The organism is Pseudomonas fluorescens (genome assembly GCF_902497875.1).
Classification (GTDB): domain Bacteria; phylum Pseudomonadota; class Gammaproteobacteria; order Pseudomonadales; family Pseudomonadaceae; genus Aquipseudomonas; species Aquipseudomonas fluorescens_BR.
Window position 1 is genome coordinate 1 of record NZ_CABVHY010000063.1, and the last position, 15,026, is coordinate 15,026.

Sequence of the window (15,026 nt, forward strand, 5' to 3'; positions counted from 1 at the left end):
TGCCACGACACTGCCGTCAGCGGCAAGCAATCTGCGCCCCTGCAGCGCCGGACATTTCATCGCCACGGTCGGTGCCTGCTGGATCAACTGTTCAGTGATCCAGCCCAGCCATGCACCCGATTTATTGATCCGTTTGAGCAGGCCAACGTCCGATAGCTCCACCCAGTCCCCAGCGCGCGCGCGTTCCACCGTTTCGACCATCGAGCAATCAGCGCTCAGATACATCAATAACGTGCGCAATAAACTCTCCGGGCCGCTGAAGCGGCGACCGAACTTCAGCGCTCCCAGCTCTTTTGCCTTGGCTTCCCATCCCTGCGGCAATAGCGCCAACAGCTTCGGCCAATCTTCATCCAGTCTTTGTGTCACGCTTGCTTTCCCTGCTGCTCACTTTGCTTGGTGAATCAGATTCTACTATCTCTTGAGATTTGGTTAGCGCCTATGGGGCAAGCCCCCTCGCCACAGTGGGACTGTGCTCAGAGTGCGCATTGCGCTCAATCCCGATAACCCGGCGCCACTCGATCCGCCAACCGCAACAATGCCGCCCATGCCAGCTGCACTCCGTCCGGATCACTCAACTCGCCCTCCGCCAATGGCCGACCCGGCTCGTTGAACTGGCGCTCGGTGTGCTCGCAAACGGCTGCCGGTGGCAGCACCAGTTCGCCGCAGGCCTGTGCCGCCAATTGGATCTCACAGGCTTTTTCCAGGTAGTACATGCGCAGAAAGGCCTGGCCCACGCTTTCACCAACGGTCAACAAACCATGGTTGCGCAGCATCAACACCGTCTTGTCACCCAGGTCATGAACCAGTCGCTGCTGCTCACCCAGATCCAGCGCCACGCCTTCATAGTCGTGGTAAGCGACCCGTTCGTAGAACTCCATGGAAATCTGATTCACCGGCAATAACCCGCACTTCAACGCCGCCACCGCGCAACCGGCCCTGGTGTGGGTATGCAGCACACACTGCGCATCTTCGCGGGCACCGTGGATGGCGCTGTGAATAACGAAGCCAGCCGGGTTGACCGGATACGGCGACGACTCCACCGCATGGCCATCGAGGTCGATCTTGACCAGGCTGGAGGCGGTGATTTCGTCGAACATCAGCCCATAGGGATTGATCAGAAAGTGATGTTCAGGCCCCGGCAGACGCACCGAGATGTGGGTAAAAATCAGGTCACTCATGCGAAAGTGCGCGATCAATCGATAACAGGCAGCCAGCTCCCGGCGCAGCCGTTGTTCTGTAGAAAGTTGCTCGGTAGAAACCTGCTCGGCAGCGGCAGCCGTCGTGTGTGCAATTTCATTCATTGTTTCTGCTCCCTGGGCTGATCGTCTGCGCGAAGAATAGGACTCGATGCCCTGAAGCTACTGAGCCACTATTAAAAAAACAAGTTGATTTTTTACTGAGGGTAAATTTCTATAGCGCAATAATAACAACGCCGAACACCCTGTTTTCCAGCTTCGGCTCGCCTGGAGTATCGCACTATGCCGACTTCCACCCCAGCGTTCGCGCACCTGTTCGAACCGCTGCAGATCCGTGGCAAACGCCTCAAGAACCGCATCATGTCCAGCGGTCACGACACTTCGATGCCGACCGACAACCTGGTCAACGAGCAATTGATCGCCTATCACCGGGCGCGTGCCGAAGGCGGCGCCGGACTGATCGTGCTGCAGGTTGCCGGGGTGCATGATAGTGCGCGCTACACTTCCCATGTGCTGATGGCCACCGACGACGCCTGCATCGACGGTTATCGAAAACTGGCCGAAACCTGTCATGCCCATGGCACGGTGGTGCTCTCGCAGATTTTCCATCCGGGGCGGGAAATCATGGAGTCCAGCGATGGCCTGCTGGCCGTCGCCTACTCGCCTTCGGCGGTGCCCAACGAACGTTTTCGGGTCATGCCACGTGCGCTGGATCAAGCCATGATCGACGAGATCGTCGCCGGTTATGGCGCGGCAGCCCGGCGTTTATACCAGGCCGGGCTGGACGGTGTGGAAGTGGTTGCCAGCCATGGTTACCTGCCCGCGCAATTCATCAACCCGCGGGTCAACCGGCGCACCGACGGCTACAACGGCGACCTGCAACAGCGCCTGCGGTTTTTGCGCGAAGTCATTGCGGTAGTACGCGCCAACACGGATGAGCAGTTCATCATCGGCTTGCGCATCAGCGCCGATGAGCGCGACCCCGAAGGCCTGACCGAAGACGAGTCGCTGGCGGCGGTCAAGTCATTGCAGCAGCAGCTGGATTACGTGCACATCGTCGCCGGGACGTCGGCGTCGTTGGGCGGTGCGGTACATATCGTACCGCCGATGGCCATCGAAGCGGCCTATCTGGCCAAGGAAGCCGGGACGTTCAAGGCCAGTCTGTCGATTCCGCTGTTCGTCACCGGTCGCATCAATCAGCCGCAGGAAGCCGAACTGATCATTGCTCGTGGTCAGGCCGATGTCTGCGGCATGACCCGCGCACTGATCTGCGACCCGCAAATGCCGAACAAGACCGATGCCGGGCGCAGCGAGGATGTACGAGCGTGCATCGCCTGCAATCAGGCGTGCATCGGGCACTTTCATAAAGGCCTGCCGATCTCCTGCATCCAGCATCCGGAAACCGGTCGTGAGCTGATTTTCGGCAAGCTGCAAGCGACGGCCAAGCGCAAGCGCATCATGATCGCCGGCGGTGGCCCGGCGGGGATGAAATCCGCCGCCGTGGCCGCCGAACGTGGCCACGAGGTCACGCTCTACGAAGCCGGTTCACAGCTCGGCGGCCAGGTCCTGCTCGCGCAACTGCTGCCGCGGCGCAGCGAATTCGGCGGCGCCAGCACCAACCTGCAACGGGAAATGCAACTGGCTGGCGTGCGTGTGGTGCGCAATACCCGCGTCGACCGGGCGCTGGTCGAACGCGAACGGCCGGATCTGGTGATTGTTGCAACCGGTGCCGAACCCTACTGGCCGGCCTTCGAACGGGGTGGCGAACTGCACGTGGTGGATGCCTGGCAGGTACTGCGCGACGAGGTCAAGCCTGGACGTTCGGTGCTGGTCGTCGACTGGCGGTGCGACTGGATTGGTCCTGGCATCGCCGAACGCCTGGTGCGTGCCGGCCATCAGGTGCAGCTGGCGGTCAACGGCACCCATTGTGGAGAAAACCTGCCACTGTACGTGCGCGATCAATTGGCCGGAGAACTACACAAGTCGGGCATACCCATTACACCCTACGCCCGCCTTTACGGCTGCGATGACAGCACCGTGTACATGCAACACACCGCCAGCGCCGAGCCGATCATTTTCGAAGACATCGACACGCTGGTGCTGTGCCAGGGTCATCAGCCGGTGGATACCCTCGGCGCGGAACTGCAAGGGCTGGTGGAGTTCCGGCGGATCGGCGACTGCCTGGCACCGCGTACCGCCGAAGAAGCGATTTATGACGGTTTGAGGGTTGCGTGGGACCTCTGAGGCTGCTCTATACTCCCGGCCTTTGTCAGCCTCCAGGCTGACTGGTGGCCTGTACGGCTAGTGCGTTAGTTCAAATTCGGATGCCAGAAGTCCATAGCCAAGGCGCTGTGACGAGTCATAGCCCGCTATGGCGAGGAACAGCAACGCAGGATATGGGCTTGTGGCGCCGAAGTTGACTAACAGAACTAGCCACACAGGCCACTAGCCATCAGGCTCGAGGGTTTCAACCCGCTCGGGCACAATCCGGTTCGGAGCACGCAATGAGCAACAGCAGCAACCTGCCGCCTGCCAGCGCGCCCGCTAGTCAGGCCGCTGCCGCGGAGCCGCACTTCCTCGGCACGCGGATTCGCGGTCTGCGCAAACGCCGGGGCATGACCCTGGCCGCGCTGGCAGAAATGAGCGAGCTGACAGCGGGCTATATCAGCCAGCTGGAACGCAACCTGGCTTACCCGTCGATTCCGGCGTTGTTCAACATCGCCCGCAGCCTGGGCGTGACCATCCAGTGGTTCTTCGCCAGCGAAGCCAGCACGGCCCCCGAAGACAGTGGTTATGTGGTCCGCAAGCACAGCCGGATGAGCGTGCATTACGAAGACGGCATCGTTGACCAATTGCTGACCTCGCAGCCCAATCGTCAGTTGGAGATCCTGCATTCGCGCTTTCCGCCAGGCACTTACAGCCAGCAAAGCTATAGCCATGAAGGCGAGGAAGCCGGCTACCTGCTCAGCGGCAGTTTCGAGCTATGGGTTGGCGAGCGCCATTTCCAGCTCAATGAAGGCGACAGTTTCAGTTTTTCCAGCCAGGAACCCCATCGCTATGGCAACCCCGGCGAGGTCGACGCGGTGGTGATCTGGGTGATCACCCCGCCGACCTTCTGATACGCAAAAACAACAAAAAAGCTGCCGGAACGCTTGTGTCCCGGACAGTGAACTCCAGTCAAGGCAGCCCCATGAACGATCTGATCAAGTGTACCCAAAGCGGCGGTCTGTTGACCCTGACCATCAACCGCCCGGACAAGCTCAATGCCCTGAGCAACAGCATGTACAACCGTCTGGCCGACCTGCTGTTTGCCGCTGAGCAAGACCCCGAAACCGCAGTGATCATCATCACCGGCGGCGAACAGTGCTTCACCAGTGGCAATGATCTGCAGGACTTTCTCCAGGATCCACCGACCCACCTGAACAGCCCGGCGTTCCGCCTCATGGACGCGGTCATCCATCTGAACAAGCCGTTGATCGCAGCCGTCTGTGGCGCCGCCATCGGTATCGGCAGCACGATCCTGCTGCATTGCGATCAGGTGCTGATCAGCCGTAACGCCAAACTGCGCATGCCTTTCGTCAACCTTGGCTTGTGCCCCGAGTTCGGTGCCAGCCTGCTGCTGCCACGGATGCTCGGCCATGCCAGGGCTGCCCGGTTGTTGCTCTGTGGTGATGGCCTGGACGCTACCCAGGCGCTGGCCTGGGGACTGGCCAATGAACTGCTGGATGACGGCGAACAATGCCTGGCCGCCGCCCGGCGAATGGCTGACCGACTGTTGGCCCTTCCTCGCGAAGCGCTGGTGCAGAGCAAACGCCTGCTAAAACAGCCGCTACTCAAGGAGCTCGAGGAAACCATCCGCCGGGAAAACCTGCTGTTTATCGAACGCCTGAACAGCAGCGAAGCCAAGGACGCCTTGAACGCCATGCTGCAACGCAGTGCCGCCAAGGGCTGACGGCCCTGGCCTAGCGGCGGGTAATCAGCCCTTGGCGAGAGATTCGTGTCAGGTGCCTGATCACTTCTGCCGCGTGCTCGGCGCTGGGCGCCTGGATCACTGCCAGATCGAAACTGTCGCTGGCAAAGCGCGCCAGCGATTCGCCGTCTTCGACAAACTGAATCAGAAAAGCCGAAGGACGACCGGTACGGCGTGGCCAACCATCGAGATAGCGCAGCAAGGTGGGCTGGTGTTTACCGCCGAGAAGGATTTTTGGATTGCGCTGAACGAGGTCCGCCGTGATCGGCGCCAGACGTATAAGGGGGCGTAGTGCATTCATCGTGTCGTGTCTCTGCCTCAAAAGTCTGCATGGCAGGTGAGAGGCAACACCGAACCAGCGCTTTAGCGGTATTTCGAAGCCTGTTTCAAGCTTCTATCGGTGATCTTTCGACTCACCTGGCGCCCCGCAAGTAGCTGTTTAAATCGGCGCATGAGCAGCATCCTAGAGAAGCCGGTGGTGCGGTGTCAAGAATCTCGACAAGCGGCATTCCAGACATTCTTGCGGATCATCGGTGGCGAAGCCTTTTCAGCAGTTAATGGGAGATAGGCTAGAGTCTCGGCAACCGCCTCTTTGATACCGGTGCTCGAATGCCTCAAAACCCGCCGATCAAACATGTTCGTACGCCCATGCTCGACATTGCCTACGAAGAGCACGGCTCGTCAAACGCTGAGGTGGTGATTCTGCTGCACGGCTTCCCATACGATCCGCGTGCCTACGATGAAGTCGCACCGGCACTGAGCGCCCAGGGCTATCGAGTGATTGTGCCGTACCTGCGCGGCTACGGTCCGACCCGTTTCGTCAGCCCGCAGGTGATGCGTTCGGGTCAGCAGGCGGCACTGGCGCAAGACCTGCTGGATTTGATGGATGGCTTGTCGATCCCTCACGCGGCCCTCGTCGGTTACGACTGGGGCGGACGCGCCGCGTGTATTGTCGCGGCGCTCTGGCCGCAGCGGGTCAGGTGCCTGGTGAGCGGTGATGGCTACAACATCCAGAACATCGCGCATTCAACCGCGCCGCTCGATCCCGAGACCGAACACCGGCTCTGGTATCAGTATTACTTTCACACCCCGCGTGGCGTTGCCGGGCTGATGGCCAACCGCCGGGCACTGTGTGAGCTGTTATGGCGACTCTGGTCGCCGTCCTGGAGCCAGGGTCCCGGCCTCTATGGGCTGAGCGCGCCGTCGTTCGACAACCCGGATTTCGTCGAGGTGGTGACTCATTCCTATCGGCATCGCTTCATGTATGCCGTAGGCGATACGGGCCTGGAATCGATAGAGCAGGCGCTGGCCCGGCAACCGCTGATCAGTGTGCCGACCATTTCGTTATGTGGCGCCGACGACGGCGTGGGCCCGGCATCGGAGATTGATGAAGACAGCGGATTTTTTTCCGGGCACTACGAGCGTCGGGTGTTGCCGGGAGTCGGACACAACATCCCGCAGGAAGCGCCCGAGGAAACCGTGAAGGCGCTGCTGGAGTTGCTAGCACAGAGTTGAATCTGCCTCCTCCCCGGAAAACCGTTCCCGATAAGCTTGCGGCGTTACCCCCATGGCCCGCAGGAAACTGCGCCGCAGGGTTTCTTCACTGCCAAACCCGCACTGCACTGCCAGCCGCTTGATCGGCACGCCGGTATCACTCAATAAGCGCCGTGCGGTCTCGACCCGGATCAGCTCAATCGCGCGAGCCGGAGTCTGGCCGGTCTCGGCCCGGTAGTGCCGGACAAAGCTGCGCTCGCTCATCCCGGCTTGTAGCGCCAGCGTCGGAATGGTGAGATCCATGCTCAGGTGTTCGGCAATCCAGGTGTGGAGCTCGTCGAAGCGGCTGCCGTGTTTTTGCAGGGCCAGGGTCACGCTAAATTGCGACTGCCCACCTGGGCGCTTGAGGAACACTACCAGTTGCCGTGCGACTTCCAGGGCCATGGCGCGACCGAGGTCGGCTTCGACCATTGCCAGCGCCAGGTCGATGCCGGCAGTCACCCCCGCCGAGGTCCAGACCGGGCCGTCGTTGATGAAGATCGGATTGGGCTCGACCCGCAGCAACGGATGTTGCTGTGCCAACTGTTCGCAACGGGTCCAGTGAGTGACCACGCGCCTGCCGTCGAGCCAGCCACTGGCGGCCAACAGGAAAGCCCCGGTGCAGACCGAAGCCACGCGCCGCGATAGCGCGGCCTGTAGGCGGACCCAATCCACCAGAGCGGGGTCTTCGGCCGCCGCGTAGACGCCCCAGCCTCCAGCGATGATCAGCGTGTCGCACGGTGTGTCCTTCGCCGGCAGCGGATCAGCCACCAGCGCCAGCCCGGCCGAAGACAGTACCGGCCCGGTCTGCGCGGCAATGACCTTCGGCGCGTAGGGTGGCGGCAAACCTTGCTGGCGGGCCAGGTCATTGGCCGAAGCGAAGACTTGCAACGGCCCGGTCACATCGAGCACTTGCACCTGGGCAAAGGCCAGCACATAAACGGTTTTAGGGTGGCTTGGCATGATTGGCGTAAATCGTGGGCTTATTGGCGTATACGCCAAATCCTACGTGGATAGAGTGAAGTCGTCCACCCGTACCGGGTGCGTGCATTTGATCGACCAAGGGGATAACGCAATGACGCTGCAGATCGGTTTTCTGTTGTTTCCACAGGTTCAGCAACTGGACTTGACCGGGCCTTATGACGTGCTGGCCTCGCTGCCGAACGTCAGCGTGCATTTGATCTGGAAGGACCTCGAACCCGTTAAGTCGAGCACCGGTCTGGTGTTGATCCCGACCACCCGCTTCGACGACTGCCCGCCACTGGACGTGATTTGCATTCCCGGTGGCAGCGGCGTCGGTCCCTTGATGGAGGACAGCGAAACCCTCGACTTCATCAAGCGTCAGGCGGCCACCGCGCGCTATGTCACTTCGGTCTGCACCGGCGCCCTGGTGCTGGGTGCCGCCGGCCTGTTACGCGGCAAACGCGCCACCACCCATTGGGCTTACCACGAACTGCTGGGGCCGCTGGGCGCCATCCCGATCCGCGAACGCGTGGTCCGCGACGGCAACCTGTTGACTGGCGGTGGCATTACCGCAGGGATTGATTTCGCCCTGACCCTGGCCAGCGAATTATTCGGCGAAGACGCAGCGCAACTGGTGCAACTGCAACTCGAATACGCCCCTGCTCCACCGTTCGAATCAGGCAGCCCGCAGACCGCACCGCGCGAGGTAGTGGAGGAAGCCAACCGCCGGGCGGCGGGGTCGCTAAAGCTGCGTGGAGAGATTGTCGATCGGGTCGCGCACCAGTTGAGTCAAAACGGGTAAGTCATGTTGAGCTGAACACAACATCTGTGGCGAGGGTGCAAGCTCCCTCGCCACAATTAACCATTGGCCATTACGCAAGCCGCCCAAGACACTTCTACACTGATTGGCTCTCTAACCAATCAGGAGCAAGCGTGATGCTCAAGACCTATGGTGGAAGCTGCCATTGCGGCAGGGTTCGATTTGAAGCTGATATCGACCTGAGCCTTGGCACCGGCAAATGCAACTGCTCGATCTGCACCAAAACCCGCAACTGGGGTGTCATCATCAAACCCGGTGCGTTCCGACTGCTGTCCGGCGAGAGTGAATTGAGCGACTACCAATTCAGTACCAGAAGTAGCCATCACCTGTTCTGCAAGCACTGCGGCGTACGCTCGTTCGGTCGCGGCCATGTTGAGGAAATAGGCGGAGATTACGTCTCGGTCCAGGTGGCCGCGCTGGATAATCTCGACTTGGCGCAATTGCTCGCTGCGCCAGTTCGATATGCCGATGGCCGGCATGACAACTGGGGTGAAGTCCCCGCCGAGACTCGCCATCTGTAGCCGGCTCAACACGCAGTTTTGCGCAGACGAAAAAAAACCCGCCGAAGCGGGTTTCTCAAGACCATTACGACTCCCTGTCGGCTGCATTCCATGCAAATGGTCGATCATCCATGATCCTGAGCGCATCCTGCACTTCAGTTGATGGAGCTAGATTAAGCGCAATACCCAAGCGGCAACAGACGACATAGCATCCATCGCGTGTAAGCCTTTGACCACAGTCATGTCGCCGTAATCCTCTGCGACCTCAAGCCCCCACTGCCTCAGCCGCCAGGTGCGCGACCTGAAGCTGCCTCAGAGCGCTGGCTTTATCGTCATCTTCAAGAAACCAGGCGGCTGAGAGACCGGCAAACGCCAACACCCATTGCAGCAAACGCCGTCGTTCCAGGCTGGCCGCGTGAGCCACGACCTCGACCTGCCGAGCGAAGCGTGCCGGATTGGTCGCGGTGGGCAATTGCGGGTTGCAGATCAGGTTCGCATAATCAAAACCCCGCTCCCCCACCAGCCGCTTCGGATCAATCACCAGCCAGCCGCGCCGACCGAAATCCAGAATGTTCTCGTGATGCACGTCACCGTGCAGCACCACCACCTCTCCAGGCGACGCCAACAACTCCTGGGCGGTAGCGGCACAGGTTCGAAAAATGCCGCCCTCACGCTCTGCCGCCAGGGCCAGGTCCTGGAACCTTTCAGTCAGAGGGATCAGCGGCGGCGGATTCGAACGGGGCGCATGCAAGCGGAGCATGGTGGTGCAAATAATGCGGCTGGCCTCGTCATCCTCGCCATTAAGGGCCATGTGCAGCAGTGACCGCTGGCCCTCGGCACGCTCCAGCAACAGTACCGCGCCATCCTGGGCATAAACCCGGGCAGCGCCCTCGCCGGCCCACCAGCTCATCAGCAGGCCGCCGAACTTTTCCTCGTCCTCAATGGCGATTTTGAGCATCGCGGGAGTGCCATCCATGCGCACCGGCAACAAACGGCTGCCAAGGGTGATGATCGGCTCGCCGTCGGCCAGCAAACTCCATTGTTTCAGATAAGGTTCGAATTCACTGTGCAGCAAGGTACGACTCGATGTTGTTCATCTGTTCATCCCAGCCCCTGCTGTTCATGCGAAAGGCTTTCAGACGACGTTCGGCGGGGATGCCATCGAAACCGGACTCCACGACCCGCAGCAAGGTGCCGCCATCCATGTCCTCGAGCTCAAACTTCACCAGCGTGGTGGGTTCCCCCGAATAGTCGACACCTGGCTCCACGGGATAGGGATGCCAGCTGAAGGAAAACACCCGTTCAGGTTCGACGTGTTCGACCAGTGCATTCCAGAGCAGATGTTCGTAGCCGGGATAGGTAATTTGCCCTTGAGTACGCTGACCAGCGACGAAGCGCTGCCCCTTGAGCGCCACGCCGAACCACTCACCAAAGGCTTCGGCATCCGATAGCGCCGCCCAGACTTGCGAGCGTGGCGCTTTTAGCAGGACCTTTCTTTCAATGCGATCTGATGGGTTCATTGGCCACCTCCTGGATTCACATTAGGCCTGCTCGCCCGGAGGATCAACCTTCACGTTGTGTTATGTATGCTCGAATCAACCGCAAACATGTTTACAGCCAACAACCGTCGTAAAACCAGATACCGGGATAAATCAGTGAAAACCCTCAAAGGCAGCTGCCTGTGCAAAGCCATCGAATACCAACTCGACAGCCTCGACATGCCGATCAGCCACTGCCATTGCCACACCTGCCGCAAAGCTCATGCCTCTGCCTTCGCTTCTACGGCCGGGGTGATGCGAGAACATTTTCGCTGGGTGAAAGGTCAGGACAAGCTTTCCTCCTTTGAGTCATCTGCGGGAAAGCTGCGGTATTTCTGCTCGGTCTGCGGCTCTCATTTGGTCGCGGAACGCTTGGCTCAACCTCACGTAATTGTTCGCGTCGCGACGCTGGATGACGATCCGGGAACGAAGCCACTGGCGCATATATGGACTTCCCATGATGCGCCGTGGCTTGAGTATGAGGGGGTTGTCAGTTGGCCTGAGTGGCAGCAGAGGTAGCGCAGGGTCTGCTCTGGCATCTACCGCCTGAAGACGGGGTGGTGGGTTTCGATATCCAGCTGCTGTGGAATCGCGAGCAGCGAATGAGCCAGGCCGAGAGCGTGTTTCTGGAGAGCTTCCAGCACATGCTCAGTATTCGTGAGCAGGCGCTGTGAAGGACTAGTGGCCTGTGCGGCCAGCCTCAGACGTGGGGATCGCCCGGCGCTTTGCCCGGAGCGGCATATTGCGGCTTCAGGTGGCCGTCCTGATCCAGTAACCAGGCGTCCATGATCTGCCGCACCACGGGACCGGCGACGCGCCCGCCCGCTTCGCCGTTTTCAATCATTACCGAGATGACAATCCTTGGGTGTTCCGCCGGGGCGAAGCCCACGAACAAGGCGTTGTCGCGATTGCGTTCCTGGGTTTTCAGCCGGTTGTAACGCTCGCCCTGTTTGATCGCAACCACCTGCGCGGTACCACTCTTGCCGGCGATTCGATACTGCGCGCCGGCCGCCGCCGCTCGGGCGATGCCGCGCGGATCGTGCATGACCATCTGCATGCCGTGATTGACCTGCTCCCAGTCCCGCGGATCCTTGAGCAGAATATTGGGCATCGGATGCTCATCCACGGGTGCCACACCGTCCACGGTCCTGGCCAGGTGCGGGCGATTCCACACGCCTTTGTTGGCGATCAACGCAGTCGCTTGCGCCAGTTGCAGCGGCGTCACCTGCATGTAGCCCTGGCCGATGCCGAGGATCACCGTTTCCCCGGGGAACCACGGTTGGCGTCGTGTGGCGCGCTTCCATGCCTGGGACGGCATCAGGCCAGCCGACTCTTCGAACATGTCCCGCGAGACCTTCTCACCGAGGCCAAACATCGCCATGTAGTCGTGCAGCCGGTCGATGCCGAGCTTGTGCGCCAGGTCGTAAAAGTAGGTGTCATTGGAGCGCATGATCGCCGCGTCCATGTCGACCCAACCGTCGCCGCTGTGATTCCAGTTGCGGTACTTGTGATCAAAATCCGGCAGCTGATAATAGCCAGGGTCAAAGACCCGGGTCTGGGGCGTGACCACGCCGGCATCGAGCCCGGCGATTGCCACCTCCGGCTTGATGGTCGAACCCGGGGCATAGAGGCCGCGCAGAACCCGATTGAACAGCGGCCGATCGATGGAGTCGTGAAGTGCCGCGTATTCCTTGAAGCTGATGCCGGTCACAAACAGGTTCGGATCGAAGCTCGGCTTGCTGACCATCGCCAGCACTTCACCGGTGGCCGGATCGAGGGCGACTACCGATCCGCGCCGATCACCCAACGCTTGCTCGGCCGCCTCTTGGAGTTTGATGTCGAGGCTGAGCACGATGCTTTTGCCGGGGATCGGGTCAGTGTGCTTGAGCACCCGTAGAACGCGGCCCTGGGCATTGGTTTCGACTTCTTCGTAACCGACATGACCGTGCAGCTCGGACTCGTAGAAACGCTCGATGCCGGTCTTGCCCATCGACTGTGTGCCGCGGTACTCCACTGAGTCCAGGACCTTGGATTCTTTCTCGTTGATTCGCCCGACATAGCCGATCGAATGGGCAAAGTGTGCGCCCATTGGGTAGTGACGAATGAACTGCGGCTCGACCTCGACGCCCGGCAAGCGGAACTCGTTGACCGCCAACACCGCTATCTGTTCTTCGCTCAGTTCATAAAACAGGGTGACGGGGACAAAGGGATGCCGCGCTTGCTTCAGCTCCTTGTCGAACAGTGTCCGCTCTTCAGCCGGCAAGTGCAGCAGACTGACAATCGAGTCCAGTTCGCCTTTCAGGTCCTCGGCCCGCTCGCGGGTGATGGTCAGATTGAAGCTGGGCCGGTTGTCCGCCAATACCACGCCATTGCGGTCGTAGATCAGGCCTCTGCTGGGGGTAATCGGCAGGACATGCACCCGGTTGTTCTCGGAGATCGTCGAGTGATAATCGAATTCGACCACCTGCAGGAAATACAGGCGGCCGATCAATGTGCAGGAAATGGCAACAACGAACAGCGCGCAGGCCAGCAGCCTTTTATTGACCAGGCGCGATTCCTTCTGGTGATCCTTGAGCGGTATCGGGGCGGGCATTTCTACGGCAACTCTTTGAATGAGGTGGGCGCCGCTCCCTGCGCATTGAATCAATCCCTTCGAAAAAGCAGCTGCACCATACCAAAAAGTCCCCGGGCATTTTCAGGCGATTTCCCCGAATGGTCATCGCTGAAGACGACTGCGGATAGCGCGGCCGCAGAGGTGAATTGGCTGGGCCGCAATTCATGCGTTTTATTCAAGATTCTTGTTCCTATTCATGCATTTTTCTTCCAGCTGGCCCAATGGATACTTTGCTCTGTCATCCATAGAACCGTCTTGCTTCGAGCGAGGCGCTGGAGCCTTTAATGCATCCCCGTTTTCAACGATTGCTCGGCAAGAACAACTTCTCTATTGGCCTGGAACTGCCGCTGGACAACGACTGGTCCAGCGCCGGACAGCGTTTGCGCGCGGAACAGGACCGGCCTTTCGGTGTTCCTGACCTGAAACAGCATGCCGAGCTGGCCCGGTTGGCCGATAGCAGCGGCTTTCGTGCGCTGTGGGTTCGTGACGTACCGGTTTACGACCCCCATTTCGGCGATGCCGCGCAGGTCTTCGAAACCTTTTCCTATCTGGGCTACCTGGCCGGGATTACCCGCAACATCATGCTCGGTACCGCTGCAGTGGTGCTGCCGCTGCGCCAGCCGTGGTTGACGCTCAAGGCGGCAAACAGTGTCGATGAACTGAGTGACGGCCGCTTGCTGCTGGGCGTGGCCAGCGGCGATCGTCCAATGGAGTATCCGTTGTTTGGGGTGGATTACGCTCAACGCGGGGAGATTTTTCGCGATACCGTGGAGTTACTGCGCAGCCAGGGCCAGGGTCGCCTGCCGCAGGGCGCTCGTCTGTTACCGGAGCGCGAAGAACCGGTGCCATTGCTGGTAGCGGGACTGGGACAGCAATCGCCTGCCTGGATTGGTGAACATATGGATGGCTGGCTCGCCTACCCAGGCATCCCGGACGAACATCGGCGGCGTGTCGGGCTGTGGCGAGAGGTGGGTGGCGATAAACCCTACATCAGCTTCGTACACCTGGATCTTGCAGCCAATCCTCATGCACCGATGCAACGCGTGCACTTCGGCGGACGTTGCGGGCGCCTGGCGTTGATGGATGAGCTGCAGGCCCTGCGTGAAGCCGGCGTGCAGCACGTTGGCTTGCATCTGCGACGCAGCGAGCGCCCGGTGGCCGAAGTGATCGAGGAGATTGCCGAGCACATTCTGCCGAAAATGAATCTGTAGGAGCAGCCGGTCGACGCTCGATTGCTCGCGATGGACTCAAGGACGGCGCGTTTATTCAGAACACACGCGTTATCGTTAACGCTCATCGCAGCAATCGAGCGTCGACCGGCGGCTCCTACGAATCGCGCCCAAAAACAAAACCCCTGTCTGCGTACGCAGACAGGGGTTTCGGAATTTAATCTTGACGATGACCTACTCTCACATGGGGAAACCCCACACTACCATCGGCGATGCATCGTTTCACTGCTGAGTTCGGGATGGGATCAGGTGGTTCCAATGCTCTATGGTCGTCAAGAAATTCGGGTACTGAGTCGTGGCCAGTTGGCCTCGCTTCAGCAAATTGGGTATGTGATAGCTTTCGGTGTTTTGTGAGTATCTCGAACTTTCGGTTCGTTTCGTCTTCACACACCGCAATCTGGTGCTCTTTCGAGTCAACAAATTGCTTGGGTGTTATATGGTCAAGCCTCACGGGCAATTAGTATTGGTTAGCTCAACGCCTCACAGCGCTTACACACCCAACCTATCAACGTCGTAGTCTTCGACGGCCCTTCAGGGGACTCAAGGTCCCAGTGAGATCTCATCTTGAGGCTAGTTTCCCGCTTAGATGCTTTCAGCGGTTATCTATTCCGAACATAGCTACCCGGCAATGCCACTGGCGTGACAACCGGAACACCAGAGGTT

At 59.9% G+C, this 15,026-nt stretch carries 14 protein-coding genes, 2 rRNA genes and 2 pseudogenes; 9 read left to right on the forward strand and 9 right to left on the reverse strand.

Annotation, left to right across the window (positions count from 1 at the left end):
- A pseudogene (locus F8N85_RS33005) lies at positions 1–366 on the reverse strand (hypothetical protein); the annotation flags it as partial.
- Between the two features lie 125 nt (positions 367–491).
- Positions 492–1,301 carry a class II aldolase/adducin family protein gene (locus tag F8N85_RS33010; RefSeq protein ID WP_150807599.1) on the reverse strand — a complete coding sequence of 270 codons (810 nt, stop codon included), beginning with the start codon at positions 1,299–1,301 and terminating at the stop codon, positions 492–494.
- 177 nt (positions 1,302–1,478) lie between these two features.
- Here F8N85_RS33010 and F8N85_RS33015 point away from each other — a divergent pair, with 177 nt between their 5' ends.
- From F8N85_RS33015 to F8N85_RS33025, 3 genes are all read left to right on the forward strand, one after another.
- On the forward strand, positions 1,479–3,440 hold the full coding sequence (locus F8N85_RS33015) for an FAD-dependent oxidoreductase (protein WP_150807600.1): 1,962 nt from the start codon (positions 1,479–1,481) through the stop codon (positions 3,438–3,440).
- Positions 3,441–3,718: 278 nt separating this feature from the next.
- Positions 3,719–4,315 (forward strand): cupin domain-containing protein, encoded by a 597-nt coding sequence (locus tag F8N85_RS33020; RefSeq protein ID WP_412072529.1) that lies wholly within the window; start codon positions 3,719–3,721, stop codon positions 4,313–4,315.
- A 71-nt stretch (positions 4,316–4,386) separates the two neighbouring features.
- Complete coding sequence (locus F8N85_RS33025) at positions 4,387–5,148, forward strand: enoyl-CoA hydratase (RefSeq protein ID WP_150807602.1); 762 nt, start codon at positions 4,387–4,389, stop codon at positions 5,146–5,148.
- A 10-nt stretch (positions 5,149–5,158) separates the two neighbouring features.
- Here the strand turns inward: F8N85_RS33025 and F8N85_RS33030 are convergent, their stop codons facing one another.
- Positions 5,159–5,467 (reverse strand): class I SAM-dependent methyltransferase, encoded by a 309-nt coding sequence (locus tag F8N85_RS33030; RefSeq protein WP_150807603.1) that lies wholly within the window; start codon positions 5,465–5,467, stop codon positions 5,159–5,161.
- Between the two features lie 308 nt (positions 5,468–5,775).
- On the opposite strand from F8N85_RS33030, the gene F8N85_RS33035 reads away from it, so the two are divergent.
- The gene (locus F8N85_RS33035; RefSeq protein WP_150807604.1) at positions 5,776–6,681 is read left to right on the forward strand and encodes an alpha/beta fold hydrolase; all 906 of its coding nucleotides are present in this window, start codon (positions 5,776–5,778) and stop codon (positions 6,679–6,681) included.
- Here the strand turns inward: F8N85_RS33035 and F8N85_RS33040 are convergent.
- A complete protein-coding gene (locus tag F8N85_RS33040) occupies positions 6,667–7,662 on the reverse strand; it encodes a GlxA family transcriptional regulator (RefSeq protein ID WP_150807605.1) in 996 nt (331 codons plus the stop codon). The two genes, F8N85_RS33035 and F8N85_RS33040, sit on opposite strands and share 15 nt — an antisense overlap.
- Before the next feature lie 112 nt (positions 7,663–7,774).
- Here F8N85_RS33040 and inhA point away from each other — a divergent pair, with 112 nt between their 5' ends.
- Positions 7,775–8,464, forward strand: coding sequence for an isonitrile hydratase (gene inhA / locus F8N85_RS33045; protein ID WP_150807611.1), 690 nt, complete (start codon positions 7,775–7,777; stop codon positions 8,462–8,464).
- Positions 8,465–8,598: 134 nt separating this feature from the next.
- Complete coding sequence (locus F8N85_RS33050; RefSeq protein WP_150807606.1) at positions 8,599–9,003, forward strand: GFA family protein; 405 nt, start codon at positions 8,599–8,601, stop codon at positions 9,001–9,003.
- Positions 9,004–9,247: 244 nt separating this feature from the next.
- Here F8N85_RS33050 and F8N85_RS33055 read toward each other — a convergent pair whose 3' ends face one another.
- Positions 9,248–10,057 carry an aminoglycoside phosphotransferase family protein gene (locus F8N85_RS33055; RefSeq protein ID WP_150807607.1) on the reverse strand — a complete coding sequence of 270 codons (810 nt, stop codon included), beginning with the start codon at positions 10,055–10,057 and terminating at the stop codon, positions 9,248–9,250.
- Positions 10,044–10,502, reverse strand: a complete 459-nt coding sequence (locus F8N85_RS33060; RefSeq protein ID WP_150807608.1) for an SRPBCC family protein — start codon at positions 10,500–10,502, stop codon at positions 10,044–10,046. The genes F8N85_RS33055 and F8N85_RS33060 overlap by 14 nt, the downstream gene beginning before the upstream one ends.
- A 135-nt stretch (positions 10,503–10,637) precedes the next feature.
- Here F8N85_RS33060 and F8N85_RS33065 point away from each other — a divergent pair, with 135 nt between their 5' ends.
- Entirely contained in the window at positions 10,638–11,039 is a 402-nt protein-coding gene (locus F8N85_RS33065; protein WP_150807612.1) for a GFA family protein, read from the forward strand.
- Positions 11,024–11,194, forward strand: a pseudogene (locus F8N85_RS33070) (LysR family transcriptional regulator); the annotation flags it as partial. The gene F8N85_RS33065 and the pseudogene F8N85_RS33070, both read left to right, overlap by 16 nt.
- 26 nt (positions 11,195–11,220) lie before the next feature.
- Here the strand turns inward: F8N85_RS33070 and mrdA are convergent.
- Positions 11,221–13,113, reverse strand: a complete 1,893-nt coding sequence (gene mrdA, locus F8N85_RS33075; protein WP_150807609.1) for a penicillin-binding protein 2 — start codon at positions 13,111–13,113, stop codon at positions 11,221–11,223.
- A 305-nt stretch (positions 13,114–13,418) separates the two neighbouring features.
- Here mrdA and F8N85_RS33080 point away from each other — a divergent pair, with 305 nt between their 5' ends.
- The gene (locus F8N85_RS33080) at positions 13,419–14,345 is read left to right on the forward strand and encodes a TIGR03571 family LLM class oxidoreductase (RefSeq protein WP_150807610.1); all 927 of its coding nucleotides are present in this window, start codon (positions 13,419–13,421) and stop codon (positions 14,343–14,345) included.
- 179 nt (positions 14,346–14,524) lie between these two features.
- On the opposite strand, the gene rrf is transcribed toward F8N85_RS33080, so the two are convergent.
- Positions 14,525–14,640 (reverse strand): 5S ribosomal RNA (gene rrf, locus F8N85_RS33085).
- A 159-nt stretch (positions 14,641–14,799) separates the two neighbouring features.
- Positions 14,800–15,026: ribosomal RNA gene (locus F8N85_RS33090) — 23S ribosomal RNA — on the reverse strand; the annotation flags it as partial.

Excerpts from the sequence above, each read along its gene's own strand:
- F8N85_RS33080 (WP_150807610.1), top strand. The coding sequence starts at position 13,419 with ATGCATCCCCGTTTTCAACGATTGCTCGGCAAGAACAACTTCTCTATT.
- F8N85_RS33010 (WP_150807599.1), bottom strand. The coding sequence starts at position 1,301 with ATGAATGAAATTGCACACACGACGGCTGCCGCTGCCGAGCAGGTTTCT.
- F8N85_RS33035 (WP_150807604.1), top strand. The coding sequence starts at position 5,776 with ATGCCTCAAAACCCGCCGATCAAACATGTTCGTACGCCCATGCTCGAC.
- F8N85_RS33050 (WP_150807606.1), top strand. The coding sequence starts at position 8,599 with ATGCTCAAGACCTATGGTGGAAGCTGCCATTGCGGCAGGGTTCGATTT.
- inhA (WP_150807611.1), top strand. The coding sequence starts at position 7,775 with ATGACGCTGCAGATCGGTTTTCTGTTGTTTCCACAGGTTCAGCAACTG.
- F8N85_RS33015 (WP_150807600.1), top strand. The coding sequence starts at position 1,479 with ATGCCGACTTCCACCCCAGCGTTCGCGCACCTGTTCGAACCGCTGCAG.
- F8N85_RS33030 (WP_150807603.1), bottom strand. The coding sequence starts at position 5,467 with ATGAATGCACTACGCCCCCTTATACGTCTGGCGCCGATCACGGCGGAC.
- mrdA (WP_150807609.1), bottom strand. The coding sequence starts at position 13,113 with ATGCCCGCCCCGATACCGCTCAAGGATCACCAGAAGGAATCGCGCCTG.
- F8N85_RS33025 (WP_150807602.1), top strand. The coding sequence starts at position 4,387 with ATGAACGATCTGATCAAGTGTACCCAAAGCGGCGGTCTGTTGACCCTG.
- F8N85_RS33040 (WP_150807605.1), bottom strand. The coding sequence starts at position 7,662 with ATGCCAAGCCACCCTAAAACCGTTTATGTGCTGGCCTTTGCCCAGGTG.
- F8N85_RS33060 (WP_150807608.1), bottom strand. The coding sequence starts at position 10,502 with ATGAACCCATCAGATCGCATTGAAAGAAAGGTCCTGCTAAAAGCGCCA.